This is a genomic window from Niastella caeni (assembly GCF_004834005.1).
GTDB lineage: Bacteria > Bacteroidota > Bacteroidia > Chitinophagales > Chitinophagaceae > Niastella > Niastella caeni.
On sequence record NZ_STFF01000006.1, the window covers coordinates 256,406 to 270,221 of the forward strand.

At 42.5% G+C, this 13,816-nt stretch carries 9 protein-coding genes; 2 read left to right on the top strand and 7 right to left on the bottom strand.

Going from position 1 to position 13,816, the window contains the following annotated elements; all coding sequences use genetic code 11:
* Nucleotides 1-67 precede the first annotated feature (67 nt).
* Nucleotides 68-2,209, bottom strand: a complete 2,142-nt coding sequence (locus FAM09_RS21525) for a M43 family zinc metalloprotease (protein WP_208025624.1) — start codon at nt 2,207-2,209, stop codon at nt 68-70.
* A gap of 407 nt (nt 2,210-2,616) precedes the next feature.
* On the opposite strand from FAM09_RS21525, the gene FAM09_RS21530 reads away from it, so the two are divergent.
* A complete protein-coding gene (locus FAM09_RS21530) occupies nt 2,617-2,934 on the top strand; it encodes a peptidase associated/transthyretin-like domain-containing protein (protein ID WP_136579214.1) in 318 nt (105 codons plus the stop codon).
* A gap of 72 nt (nt 2,935-3,006) precedes the next feature.
* Here FAM09_RS21530 and FAM09_RS21535 read toward each other — a convergent pair whose 3' ends face one another.
* The 5 genes from FAM09_RS21535 to FAM09_RS21560 form a co-directional block, all read right to left on the bottom strand.
* A complete protein-coding gene (locus tag FAM09_RS21535; protein WP_208025625.1) occupies nt 3,007-5,307 on the bottom strand; it encodes a family 20 glycosylhydrolase in 2,301 nt (766 codons plus the stop codon).
* A gap of 796 nt (nt 5,308-6,103) precedes the next feature.
* Entirely contained in the window at nt 6,104-6,592 is a 489-nt protein-coding gene (locus FAM09_RS21540) for a hypothetical protein (RefSeq protein ID WP_136579215.1), read from the bottom strand.
* A 1,146-nt stretch (nt 6,593-7,738) separates the two neighbouring features.
* Nucleotides 7,739-8,491 carry a class I SAM-dependent methyltransferase gene (locus FAM09_RS21550; RefSeq protein WP_136579217.1) on the bottom strand — a complete coding sequence of 251 codons (753 nt, stop codon included), beginning with the start codon at nt 8,489-8,491 and terminating at the stop codon, nt 7,739-7,741.
* Nucleotides 8,482-9,222 (bottom strand): DUF2071 domain-containing protein, encoded by a 741-nt coding sequence (locus tag FAM09_RS21555; protein ID WP_136579218.1) that lies wholly within the window; start codon nt 9,220-9,222, stop codon nt 8,482-8,484. Before FAM09_RS21555 ends, FAM09_RS21550 begins: the two co-directional genes overlap by 10 nt.
* 1 nt (nt 9,223) lies before the next feature.
* Complete coding sequence (locus tag FAM09_RS21560; RefSeq protein WP_136579219.1) at nt 9,224-9,604, bottom strand: DoxX-like family protein; 381 nt, start codon at nt 9,602-9,604, stop codon at nt 9,224-9,226.
* A 388-nt stretch (nt 9,605-9,992) separates the two neighbouring features.
* Here FAM09_RS21560 and FAM09_RS21565 point away from each other — a divergent pair, with 388 nt between their 5' ends.
* Complete coding sequence (locus tag FAM09_RS21565) at nt 9,993-12,125, top strand: T9SS type A sorting domain-containing protein (protein WP_166437223.1); 2,133 nt, start codon at nt 9,993-9,995, stop codon at nt 12,123-12,125.
* 136 nt (nt 12,126-12,261) lie between these two features.
* On the opposite strand, the gene FAM09_RS21570 is transcribed toward FAM09_RS21565, so the two are convergent.
* On the bottom strand, nt 12,262-13,806 hold the full coding sequence (locus FAM09_RS21570; protein ID WP_136579221.1) for a RagB/SusD family nutrient uptake outer membrane protein: 1,545 nt from the start codon (nt 13,804-13,806) through the stop codon (nt 12,262-12,264).
* Nucleotides 13,807-13,816 lie beyond the last annotated feature (10 nt).

Sequence of the window (13,816 nt, forward strand, 5' to 3'; positions counted from 1 at the left end):
AATGCTTAAAGAAAATAAAACTCTTTAAAGTGCGGTAGCAACCACAAACTATAAACCACAAACTACCCTATCTTTTAATCACTTTTTGTGTAATAACCTTATCTCCCAAAATTACCTGTACAACATATACGCCGCTGCTGAACAGGCTTAGGTCAAAAGTATAGGAACTGCTGCCGGCGCCATTCACTTGTTTTGAAGCCACCAATTTTCCATTGCTGCTGAAAATATTGATTCCTTTTACAAGTGGAGGGTTCGGATAGAATTGTACTGCTATTTTGCCCGTTGTTGGGTTGGGCGTTATCATGAATCCTTTTGTCTTAAGGTTGGCGTTTACCGTTAAGCTGTATACATTAATATCGTCGAGATAAATATTGTTCTCGTTTTCGTTGGTATTGGCAAAGGCCAGTAAAACAGGTCCGCCATTAATATACGGCGTAAGGTTAACCGAATCTTTGCGCCATTCGCCCGATGTAGGGTCAAAAAATTCAGTGGTTGCCGTGCTGCGTGTGATCAGCGAACTACCCCATTTCTTATACAGGCTGGTATAAGTGGCGCCACAATCTTTACTGATCAGCACCTCCAGGGTATCGAATGCAGTACCGGTACCGGTGGGATTGCTTGCTACCGCGGCCGCTACCTGGAAGGTCATGAATGCTGAATCGGCGCTGGTAATATTCATTACCGGCAGGCGAATGTAATCTTTCTGTCCAGTGGTCTGGTAATCGAAGTTACGCATAACAACAGCCGCACTTCCGGTTTTAGCAGCCCCGAGGGTCCTTTCCCAGGTTATATTGAGATCGGGATTAACAACATCCCAGCCAACCGGCGGGAAAGTGGCATTTTCAAAACTTTGCGCTATAGGCGGTGCAATTGGCAAATAATATTGGAATATTAATGTAATGGCATCATTGGCAGTATTCTCATCTGTGCTGCCATTGGGCGATGACACCAGGATGTTCAACACATGCGTGCCTTCGGCAGGAACGGTAAGGGCGTTCAACGTAACCGCGGTTTCCGCTAAAGAAGCCAGCGATCCCGTCCATTGAGTAGTAGAAGTAACAGCACCGTTGTCAATACTTGCTGTAATAGTGACTGCCGTCAATGTTTGAGCGCCTCTATTCCGTAACGTAATAACCGGTGTGAAGGAAGGGTTGCAAATACGCTGTAATGGCGTATTAATGCTTTTTGCCGCTGCATCGAGGTTGAAAGCAAGCACAGGATCAGCGCCATTAGACGTCATCAACGAAGCGCGGTACAGGCTCAAAGAAGTTTCCATGCGCTCCTGCTGATCAAGCGTGTACATCACCATACAGGCATCATCGGTATAATCCATGAAATTCTGGTACATGATGCCGGGTGCGGTGGCGGTACAGGCATCGGTTCTTACCGCACCACTGGGACAACCGGAGGTAAACGTACCCTGGTTGGGCGTATCATCTATAAAGTCGGTGCCCGAACAACCATTTTCATCGCCCCAGATGTGATACAGGTAAAAGAAATGGCCGGTTTCGTGCACCAGGGTGCGGCCTTTATTATAAGGCGCGGATCCGCCGGGTAAACTGGTGTATTTGATCACTACTCCATCTTCTGCATCCGGGCCGCTTCCGGGAAAGGTGGCATAGCCCAGGTAACCATTCGACAGGTCGGTGATCCATACATTAAAGAACCGTTTATTGTCCCAGGCGTCAGCGCCGCCTAAAGAAGCGTATTTAACGCTGTTATCGTTTATATTGAATGAAGCATGGGTAGTGGTGGTGCGCTCAATGCCGGTGGCAGGCTCGTTGTTGGGCGTTCGCTGCGCCATTCTAAACTGGATATTCGTTTTGGCAAACAATGGTTTAAAGGCTGCAGGAATAAGGGTTGAATCCGCGTTCAGGCCGGCAAAGTCTTTATTCATCTGTTCTACCTGGTTCTGGATCTGCGCGTCGGTGACCACCGATGGATTGGTCAATACAATATGAAAAACAATTGGAATATAAATAGTGGTTGCCTCCGTACGAAGCTGTTGTAATTGGGCTTTTCTTTGATTAATAGCCTGCCGCATATTTTGCGTTTGCGCTTCAAAACGCGCCTGCAGGGCAGGATTTTTTTTAAAGGTATTCTTTAACACCTCCATAGACCCGCATCTATCTTGCGCCCTGACTACGACTACACTTCCTAACATACACACAAAACAGGCTACCAGGGTTTGAAAATTTTTTCTCATCATAAAGTTGGTTTCGTACCGCTTACGCGATATTACCTACGTAATATCCTTAAAAAATGTTGGTTTTCCTTTTGAAAAATAGATATACACCCCAGTTTTATCGGTAAATGCCTAAATACCCCCTACTATTAACTATTAAACGGCAGATCAGGTAAAAGATTATCATCATTTGCAGTAGCTGTTGAATAAATTCTACACGGTTGTAAATTTTTTTTTATGCCACCGCCAGTACAAAAAATGTTAAAATATTTTCTTATACCTGGGTGTTTGTTCTGGCATAGTCCTTGTCAATCCATACTCGATTACTGTGATAAAATTTTTCATCACGAACCTTATTATAGGCCTGAAGATTTGAAGCGTATAGAAAAGTGTAAGCAACCATTTTTGTTAAACCTATAATTTGTTGAGTTATGAAGAATGCCAAGATGAGCATGGCAGCATTAGCTTTCGCTGCCGCCGGATTATTTGCTTTTAATGCTGTTAGAACGGGTTCCATTAAAGGAACAGTGAATCCGGCTGATGCTGCAGTTAGAGCGTGGGCCTTATCGTCTACAGACACATTAAAAGCCGAAATTAATAAAGGAACATTTGAAATTACCGATGCCAAGGCTGGCACTTATCGCGTAATTATTGAAGCCAAACCACCTTATAAGAACGCTGCCAAAGACGGTGTTACTATAACTGATGGTCAGGCAACTGATATCGGCGAAATTAAACTGGAGCAATAGTTTCAGGGATTTAGTTGTAGATATTAGCATTTAGAGGCGTGGCACGGTTTGGAACCGTGCCACGCCTTTTTGCTACTGCTGCCTAAAAAAGCTATCGGGAATACGAACCGGCTCACCGCTTCCCTTGCTGTATTTGAGTTGTAATGTAAAACCGCCACCGCCTTCAATAAAATGCAATTGAAAAGGATGCAGTCCTTTTTTCAGCGCCACCTGCCCCGATTTCTCCAATGGCGCATGTTGGCCATCGTTATTAACCACTTCCTTATTACCGATCATTAATCGTCCACCATCATCGCACAAGAGGTAAAAACTGTAAATACCGGTTTCGGGAAAATCAATATAACCGCTGTATTGCAAGCCAAAAGAAGGCGCCGAAACAAAAGCAGGCACCGTGATATTGGGGGCAATGAACTGGCTATCGGGCTGAAGGGTTTTCATTCCACCTGTGTTCAGAAAATATTTTTTAAAGTATTTGCATTGCAAACCTGCTTTGGTATTGGCAACCGTTACCGGTTCCTGGTAAGTTTCTTTTTTATAATTGAGCGTATAGATCTCTCCCCGCAAACCTTTGGCGGTAAAAGCAGCCAGTTTAATAGTGACCGGTTGTTTGATCACCAGCGGTTTACTCAATGCCGGCGAAGTGGCAACCGGAATGCTTCCATTCGTAGTATAGCGCAGGACCAGGTTGGGCAACGGCTTTTTAATATCCAGGATGGCCTGGCTTACAAATACATTGTGCTCAGCAAAACCCGACAGATCGGGTAAGCGGTAATGAACACGCAGCGCTTCCAACCGGTTATAATGCGCCGGCAGGCGTTGTTGGAATGAAGAAAAATCAAGGTGAGCGCTCCACACCCTCTCTGCCAACGCAAGAAGACGCGGAAAGTATAGATAATCGGCGCGGTTTTCAGAAGGCACCTGTTCCGACCATAAATTGGCCTGTGCACCGATGATGAATTTCGCCTCTTCAGCGGTCAGCTTTTCCGGCACCACTTTAAAATGGTAGATGTTGGAAAGCGAATGCGCATCGGGCAGGTTATCGAAATACAACGGGTTACCCGGACTCATGATGACCCTGTTCCCATTACGCGCAGCCGTTACCGGCGCTTCGGGTACCCAGGAACGCCAGTACATGACATTGGCCGTGGGGCTGATACCGCCTTCGAGGATCTCATCCCAACCGATCAGCTTTCTGCCCTTTGATTGGAAGAACTTTTCCATCCGTTTCACAAAATAGCTTTGTAATTCTGCGGTGTTCTTCAGGCCTTCTTTCGCCATCAGTTCCTTGCAAAGCGGGCTTTGCGCCCAGCTTTTGCGATCAACTTCATCGGCCCCCAGGTGAATGTATTCAGAAGGAAAGATATCCATGATCTCGGTAAACACGTTCTGTGCAAATTCAAAGGAGCTTTCCTTACAGGGACATATAGGGGTAGAAAACAATTCACCCCAATGACTGCCACCTTCGCAGGAGAGATCGGGGAAAGCATGAATGGCCGCCATCATATGACCAGGCATATCTACTTCGGGTATAATATCAATATACCGCGCAGCCGCGTACTGAACCAGGTCTTTCAATTGCTGCTGCGTATAAAAGCCGCCATACAGGGTTTTTCCATTGCGCTTAACAATACGTTTAGGATCGATGGCCATATCGGGATCGTCCTTCTGTTTACGCATACAGGCGGAATCATTTTTATCGAAGGTGCGCCAGGCCCCTTTTTCAGTAAGCGCCGGGTATTTTTTGATCTCTACCCGCCAGCCCTGATCATCGGTGAGGTGAAGATGCAGTTTGTTGAGCTTGTACAGGGCCATGCCATCGATGAGCTTTTTGAGGTAAGCAATGCTGAAAAAATGACGGGCTACATCGAGGTGTACGCCCCGCCAACCATAAGCGGGTTCATCAGTTATAGTTAAACCAGGCAAGCGCAAACTTTGTATTTCGGTTGACTTATTTTCGATTGCGATTGGTAACAGTTGCCGAAGTGTTTGTACGGCGCGGAACATACCGGCCGGTTTGCCGGCTTTCAGTAGCACTTTCTGCCCAGTGATAGCAATTTGATATCCCTCGGTCGATGTGATAGCAGCATCTTTCTGCAGCTCGATCACTTTAGTTGATGGACGCGGTAACGATTTACCAGATGGAATAAGGCGAGATAATTCCGCCAACGCGTTTTCAAAACCGTCTTTGATGTCAAAAACGATTCCTGTACCAGGTGTAATTACAAATTCACCTTTCCCCATTGTTACAGAAGCTGGGTACGGGATCAGGGAGGGTTGGGTTGAAGCTTGCGCCCATGCATTTATCATTACCAGCGTTATTGCGCTTGTCAATATCAACCGGGAAAGAGGTTTCATTCTATTGATTGCTTTCATCCGCATATGTTTAAACGTTCACTAAAAGTGTAGAAAAGGAGACGTTTTGTAACCACGAGGGGTTAATGCGGCGAAGGTAATAATGAAATGAATTGCTGAAGTAAATGGCGGGGAGCGCCTGGTTGTTTTAGGAGGTGCACCACTTTACAGTTGGCGAACGTGCCCTGTGGATATTCAGAGCATGCAGAATCACTATCCACCAGGATTCCTTAAACGGTTTAAAAAAAGGATAATATATATTGAATAGAAGATTGGACAAAAGGTCCCGGCCACGCCCAAAATCAGTTCGCCACACATGCAGAGCATTGCAATTGTATAATAAGCCATGACCTCTCCAAAAAGAAACCTTTGCCATACACGATTGATTTTGCAGGCAGACAAATAAAATTCCGTTTAGCATTTCATGGCATCGTGCACATGACATGCTATTTCTAATTCACACAATAAAATGACACACAGAGTACGAAGCAGTACCTGTTTGAAAAGAAGCAGACTTGCTTAACAATGTTAATGAGGAGATTGGAGAAATTCGTGCACCCTTTCTTAAAATGGTCCCTTTGTGACACTAATACGGACGAAGAATGGGTTGCCAGATAGAATATAAAGGGGATTAAAGTGGGGGCGAATTATCTGAATGCTATTTGCTGGATGTGGTATTGATGGGATACAAATCAGACCCTAAGGTATAAACATTATCTTTAAAATATTGTGGTATTAATAAATTAATGCAGGTATTTTTTGTTTTTTGATAGATGTCAAATGGATAGAAAGAGCGCCATGGCGAGGCGGTCTTCTTTTAATTCAATTTATCGCTCTTCTTGAGCTCAATGGCTCTATTAATGTAATCCATCAATTCTTCTTTTGCTTTTTGGTATCTTCTGCTCTTGAAGCCAGGATCAGGTTTGGGAAACAGATAAAATTCTGCTATCTGTTCTGCATCCATTTTTCCGGTAAAGTGAAGATGAATAATTTGCTTAATAAAATCGCTCATCTTTGTATCATAAGCTTGCGCTCTCTTCATAGCCTCCCTATCATTATTTATTAATTTTTTTCTTTCCAATCTTGATAGATTTGTTGTCAAATAGGTAGTATCTACAGGAACTTTAGTTAGCATTTCAGGGTCTACCCTTCCTGAGCCAATACAATAAGCACAGCGACCCGTCCTCCATTTCAATTCCTGATTTAGTCTTTTAATATCTTCTTTATCTACACTCCCTTTACCTAAGCATCTTGGACAAGTTATTTGTGATTTTGATTTTCTAAATAGCCGGATTAGGAAATTCATAGTGTGATAATTTTTACGCGGTTAAATATAAATATATCGATTGGCTATTATTGTAAGTACGACTAAAATCATTACCAGTAAGTACTTGTCGAAGAAATAAAGTATAAGTCCAACAACACTTGCAATTACTGAAACAAGCGCCTTAAATACCAATTGCTGGTTTATATCCCATATAGCGCTTCTAGGTATTACAGGACTTACCAACTGATAGCTGGTTTGAAAGCAAGTGGCCAATTGTATAGCTATGTAAATCAATAAAATAATCAGCAATACTTTTGCGACTTTTTTTAAATTTTCCTTATTCTTAACTGCTAGTGTTAAATGTTGTGTTTCCATTTATTTATTATCAAAGGGCTCCCAAAAGCCCTTCTATTTTAAAGTCCTCCTCCTGAAAAGCTTTTATACATATTTCCAAATCATTAAATTCTCTTGTCAATTCTTCAAACGTTGAAGCAATGCTCACTGCTTTTAAGTTCAGACCTCCAATTTTCAAAAAGGAATTTATCAATAAGCTTATACATATTGGGCTTTCTTACCTTTTGATTGACAGCCGTTATCTTATGCAAAAGTTTATTCAGTTCCTTTTGTCTTTGCTTACCCAGCTTTTCCCCATGACTTACAGTCCAGGCTTTTACGCAAGCTCCTTTCTCCATTACATTTTTAACTTCCTGAATTACATCATCAGAGATATGTCCAATTTCCCAAATTGCCTATGCATAGGCTGACCTTTTATCATAAAAAATAAGTTAACATAAATATCGTAGTAAGATAAGTCCAAAATATTGAAAACAAAATGTGCACTGTAGTTTCAAATGATTTTCCCCGCCAAACTTTTGTAGAATATCCGAAGAATTGGACCAATAAACGTGCAGCCCAAAATATGCCAATGCCTAAAGAAACCCGCTTTCCCAAAGGTGTATTTAAAAGCTCGTTTGAAGACGAGAGACATAAAAGCCCCATCAGTAATACTCCAAACGCAATAAAAAACGAATGAACATACATGATCTGCCGGTTCATAATACTCAATGTACTTAACTCCTGCTTCCAATTAAAATACCTTGGAAAAGAAACATGAAGCAAGCCTAGTGCTATCAATAAACTTCCGATGATCTTGAGATGAATTTCCATTTTACTATTATATATTGGTTAAGGGCTACAATTAAAAACAGACATAAATGGTGTGAATTTCGTTTCCCGGAAAGAAGAAAAACCCGCCCGCTCAAATGCATTTTTCCAGGTAGCCCGGGAGAAAAAATGAGTGAAGCCTACTGAGAAAGCCAGGAAATTAGGGAAGTCTCTCAGGTGTTCCACCATAATCACTTTACCACCAGTTTTGCATATTCGATGACATTCCTTTAAAAACAATATTTTTTCCTCCTGGGACCTTATTTCATGCACCGCCGACAAAAGAAAAACAATATCAATTGTTTTATCTTTTACGGGAATTGAATTCGATGCTATTTGTTTCGTATTGGGATATATCAAACTTACTTTGCGCGCCCTTTTTATTGCCGGTTCCGTATGCTGTTTAGCATTATAAAAGTCAAATACCTGTAGGTCCGATGCGGGAAACCTGTTTTTTATAATAAAACTGGTTTCATCGAACCCGGCGTTTATATTAACGATCTGTTCAACCCGTTCATTATCTCTGATCTGCTTTTGTAACCACTGGAATGTATAATAACCAGAAAAATCATATACCCAGGTCGATACTATCAATGGTATTATTAAACCATACAGAAAAGCGATTACTATGAGCCAAAAAATGAGAGAGGGCCATTCAAATAGTAAATAACCTTCTATTAATACCGTTAAGATTCCCAAGCCGATCACATAAAAGTGACGGTTGAAACTCAAAATATTCAAAACGCCCTGAAATTTTCTTCTGGCTACTTCCATTGCTCAATTTTACCTTTTCTCCAGTAATAAGGAATATTGTGGATGACAAAGGCATTTGCCAGTGTAACATCTTTTAGTTTCAAACTTTGTATGAAAGAAAAATGGCAATCAATTACTTTCACCGGCATCGGCTTCCAGTCTTCTCTAACTCCTTCAATTATCAACACTTCCCTGGTGGTTGCATTATATGTAAACGTAAAAGGCAAGGGACCGGCAAATCGTCGCGCTTCTTTCCAATCCATAAATGGTGAACCGGCAGGCAATGCAACATGTTCGCTTTCTGAAGTTTCAATATGGATCTTAAATCCAGATCTATTAGAATAAATCTCCTTTATGTCATGCTCATTTTTTTGATGAATGTCTGTTGTTGTATAATTATAATGAGTAAACATGTTTCCAAAAAACTCCATTTTCTTTTTGTCGGTTTCTGATTTGAGAATATACAATCCTTTCAATCGTTTGCCTGCCTTATTTGTGTATCGCACAAAAACGCGGTAACCGATCAAAAAAAAATTATTGCCAAACATTTCCGGAAAGCCCCTTGGCCGCAATGCTTTTGTTTGCACCATGGCCACTGCAATGAAAGCCCATTTATCGTGGAGGGTATCCAACTCAAGGCATTCCGGGATGAGCGGTTGAATTTGTTCCTTAGGAATAGCGTACGTGAATACAAGGGAGCTTTCGAAAAATGCTTCAACAGCAAACGGATGATTTTTTAAGAATGAGAACATATTATGGCTGTTGAAAGGGTTTATGCCTGAGATAAAAATCGTTGTACCATATTAACAGAATAAACAGAAACGCAAACAATAAATTAAATCTTCCCCATAAAAGCAAGTCGGGCACCAAAATAAACTCCAGAACATTCATTGTTGCAATAATTACTATTTGAGCGATAGCATTAATTCGTGGATAAATGCCACTTACAATCCAAACGGCCATGGCGATCTCCGAAAATCCGATGGCCTTCGTCAACAGTGGTGCAAAATCCCTACCCAAAATCCTGGCAACTATTTCCTGGTGACGGGGCACCATATTCAGCACTTTGCAAAAAAGGCCGTTGGCGAACCAAACAGTTGCTATAAAGTAGTTTAATAGTTTATAAATGGTCATATAGGGTCAATAAAAAAAGCCTTAAGTCTTTCGACCTAACGCCTTTGCCTGGTAATTTTCCAAAGATAAAAAAATGAGCGAATATTAATATATGTCTAAACCCCAGCATGTAGCTGATAATTATAACACATCACTGGCTGATTTGCACTATTAAAAGGATAAGCCGAAAATAAATGTGTTTACCCAAAAACTTTGTTTTTAATTTGAGCGCTCTCAAGAACCTGCTCAACTGTCATCGCAAGAACCTGCCTTTCCTACAAAATTTGTAACTCCCAAACTTGCATTGGGATAATGTACCTGTATGGTCCCGACCGGATTATACCTGAACCTTTATGCTATGAACAACACCGCATGTTTACCATTGCGGTCATTAAATCCATATACATATATGAACCCTTTACTTAAGCTTTCATTACTGTTTCTATTTGCAGTTAACCAACTACAGGCGGCACCTCATGGTCCGGAGAAAACAGCAGCCGGCATCCCTGATCACCCATTCAAAATTACTATACCTGTTACCGCTTCGGCAGATAACCAGGGCGTACTTACCTGTGCTATTACATCCCTTACCCTATATGCGAACACAACTGCTACAGGAGCCACATTTCGTTGGACAAGCACCAACGGCTTCGAATCGGATTTACAAAACCCCACAATAACCGTAACCGGCACTTATACGGTAAAAGTTACCAATTCAACCGGATCAGGTAAGGCAAGCATAACAGTAACGGAATATAAAACCTGTCCAAATGTTACTGCGTTCGGCAGCTCTCTATCCTGTTTACCTCAGGCTACACTATACGCCAGTTCAACCGTTCCCAATGCACAGTACAGTTGGGTTGGCCCTTATTATTTTACCAGTACGTTACAACGGCCAACAGTAGTTGATCCGGGCACTTATACCATTAAAGTAACCGATCCTTCTAACGGATGTTCTACCAGCAAAACAGTGGAGGTAGCTTCCGCAACATCTTCCACCATTTGGGCGGCCAATTTTACAGTACCTAACGGCACCATCCGCATTGATACAGGCCGGTATAAATGGACAGCAACGCATACCGGAGCATCCACGACTAAATTCAGCCCCATAAACTATGAATTCAGAGCGGGCAATATGGGAGCCGGTAATACAGGCACCTGGACATCCCAGGAAATAAGTATTGCGGGCAAAGCAAACGTAGGCGTTGCAGTGCATGTACGCAGTTATGCAAAATCAGGCGGTGTGTTCGAATCAGATACTACGGCTATTGGCGATTATCTTCGGCTGTATTATAAACTGGATGGCGGTCCTGAAGTACTATTCGCCGAAAAAATAGGCGCTATCAATAATAACTATGAAAATTACACCACGGTATCAACGCGGTCTTTGTCAGGATCAACAATCCAGATCATCATCAGGGCCAGGGCAACAGAAGCCGATGAATATTATTTCTTTGATAATGTAACCGTCACCGGCGCCAGTGGCATTAATGTACAGGCAGGCATTAGCGGTAACAACATGATCACCTGTACCAATAGTTCAGTAACATTAAACGGAACTTCATCAGCCCCCGGCTCAACCTACAACTGGTACGGACCCAATGGCTATTCCTCATCTGAACAAAACCCGACTGTTAATGTAACCGGGGCCTATACCCTTCTTGTAACCGAACCTACAAAAGGTTGTACAGATACGGCCAACGTTACGGTGTCAATGAATACGGCCGCTCCTGTAGAAATTTCCATTAATAATTCAGGGACCATCACCTGTTTAACAAGCAGCGTTAGCATCACCGGTAGTTCGACTACCACAGGTGTTAATTATTCCTGGACAGGCCCCTATGGCTTTAACGCTTCTACACCTTCTACAACAGTTACCCGTGGCGGTACCTACACCTTAACTGCTACCAATCCGGTTAATGGGTGTTTTACCAGTAAATCGACCACTGTAGTTGAAAACACCGCAGCGCCGGCGGTAACTATTAGCAATAACAGTCCAATCAGTTGTGGCACCCCAATCGTAACGCTGTCGGCTATTACTACAACGCCTAATGCGTCTTTCCTATGGTTAGGGCCTGAGGATCTTGTAGATGTGGCCGGCACTACCTCAACCAGTTTTCCGGGCATTTATATCATCACCGTAACCGATCCGGCCAACGGCTGTATCACTACAGACTTTACTGAAGTAACGGAAGATTATGCTGATTGTGCAGCAAGGAAAGTGACTACAACCGCCAATGTAAACACTGCTGAACAAACCCAAATGGTTACAGGCGTGAACAGCTTCACGTATAAGGCTTATCCCAACCCTGTCATAGGGAACGGGGTCATTGAATTTGCATCGCCGCAAAATACCAATGCAACGGTTAGCATTTATAATGTGCTGGGCACCTGCGAAAAGGTATTGTTCACAGGAACTATTACAGCAGGCCGGTTAAACCGGGTTGCAGTTCCTGCTACACAATTCCCTGCAGGCACTTATTATTACATCATCAATGTAAATGGAAAAGTGTACAGCGGTAAGTTGATCATAGTAAAATAATATGCAGGTGGATCCATTAAAAAAGCCTTCAGGAAAAATGACCTGAAGGCTTTTTAATTTAACGATGTTCAGCCTGGTATCAAAAATAGGGGCCGACCTTCCTGGCCCCTATTAGCTATATTAATTTTATTCAGACTTATGGCTGAGCAAGTGTATTATAATCAGTTTCCCTTTGCGGAATTTTCCACGTCCATTTGTTATTAGCAGCCGGTGCAATATTTACTGCCAGTTGCGCAATGAAATTACTACCACCTGCGTAGTCTTTACGACTGATAGGATCACCCCATCTTTTCATATCAAACCAATCGAATCCTTCGCCCCAAAATTCAATAGCTCTGTACAGCTTAATTTCATTCAGCAGGTCTGCGCCTGTTTTTGTACAGGTATAGTTTGGATCGCGGCCTGAACCAGCGGTAAGCGTAACCAGCAAATTCTGTATATCTGCATCTGGTTTATTTTGAAAATATTTAGCCTCAGCCTCAATCAGGTACATTTCAGAAGACCTGAAGTGGTTTAAATTACCTACACCCGGCACATCGGTAGCAGAAATTTTAAACTGCATATAGGCATATACACTGGCATTGCTTTGCAATGTGGGCCTGGCCGCAAATGCCGCCTTATACAAAGCAGAGTTAGTAGCAGCCAGACCGGTTGATGTTGTATACGAATTAGCTCCGGGATTCAGGAACAGGTTACGGCGAATATCAGTTGCGGGTATTTTATTATAGAGTTCCCGGCTAATCATTTTTGGTACTGTTCTTACATTACTGCCTGTTGAATTATATGCGATATAACCAAAGTAAGAATAGAAGAACAGGTTCTCAGTAGAACCGCCGTAGCTGCTCCATATCCATTCCTTGTTAGGGGTGTTGAAACCTGCGTTATACTCGGTAACGCTCATTAAAGGATAGCCGTTCCTCGCTTTAACAGCGTTGGTTTCAGCAGTAGCATAATCCTGTCTGTTCAATGCGGCCCTTGCATAAATAGCATAAGCTGTATTGATATTCGTTTCATAGTTTATGGATGAAGATCTTGTAAGACCGGAACTTTGGTATAAAGCGATCGCCTGGTCCAGGTCGGCATAAATCTGGTTGTAGGTTTCCATCATGGTAGATCTGGCGATATCGCCGGTTGATTCATCTAACCGTAAGATAATACCCAGGGTTGTACCGTTTTGGGTATCGCTCCAACGGTTTCCATACAGTTGAGCCAACATCATAAAGGAATATGCCCGGTAAGTCAATGCCTGCGCTTTATACAGGGCCTTTTCACTATCGGGCCCGGTGGCGGCGTCTATACGGTTAATAATAGCATTGGCATTACCTATTATTTTGTAATAATAATACCAGGGATAATACAGGTAAATGCTGGTAACGTTTTCGTTATACAGATGATTGGTAATAACAGCCCAGCTACCAAGGTTCAGGGAGAAATGGTTGCCGGGATAGTTACCATACCACATTTTAATGGTACCCTCGCCATTCATACCCTGTGTACCGAGGTATTGCTGCGTCATCATTTTAGCCAATCCGTTAACGGCCAGCTTGGCATATTGCGTTGTTGAAAACACTGTTTCGGTAGCCATGGCATCGGTTGGCGATGTAGTCAGATAGTCTTTTTTACAGGCGCTTAACGAGGCTAAAGCAGCAACGACTAATATATTTTTGAATGCTTTCTTCATAATTTCAAAT

Coding starts and splice junctions, on each gene's coding strand:
- FAM09_RS21525 (WP_208025624.1), bottom strand. CDS start 2,209: ATGATGAGAAAAAATTTTCAAACCCTGGTAGCCTGTTTTGTGTGTATG.
- FAM09_RS21530 (WP_136579214.1), top strand. CDS start 2,617: ATGAAGAATGCCAAGATGAGCATGGCAGCATTAGCTTTCGCTGCCGCC.
- FAM09_RS21535 (WP_208025625.1), bottom strand. CDS start 5,307: ATGAAAGCAATCAATAGAATGAAACCTCTTTCCCGGTTGATATTGACA.
- FAM09_RS21540 (WP_136579215.1), bottom strand. CDS start 6,592: ATGAATTTCCTAATCCGGCTATTTAGAAAATCAAAATCACAAATAACT.
- FAM09_RS21550 (WP_136579217.1), bottom strand. CDS start 8,491: ATGGAAGTAGCCAGAAGAAAATTTCAGGGCGTTTTGAATATTTTGAGT.
- FAM09_RS21555 (WP_136579218.1), bottom strand. CDS start 9,222: ATGTTCTCATTCTTAAAAAATCATCCGTTTGCTGTTGAAGCATTTTTC.
- FAM09_RS21560 (WP_136579219.1), bottom strand. CDS start 9,604: ATGACCATTTATAAACTATTAAACTACTTTATAGCAACTGTTTGGTTC.
- FAM09_RS21565 (WP_166437223.1), top strand. CDS start 9,993: ATGAACCCTTTACTTAAGCTTTCATTACTGTTTCTATTTGCAGTTAAC.
- FAM09_RS21570 (WP_136579221.1), bottom strand. CDS start 13,806: ATGAAGAAAGCATTCAAAAATATATTAGTCGTTGCTGCTTTAGCCTCG.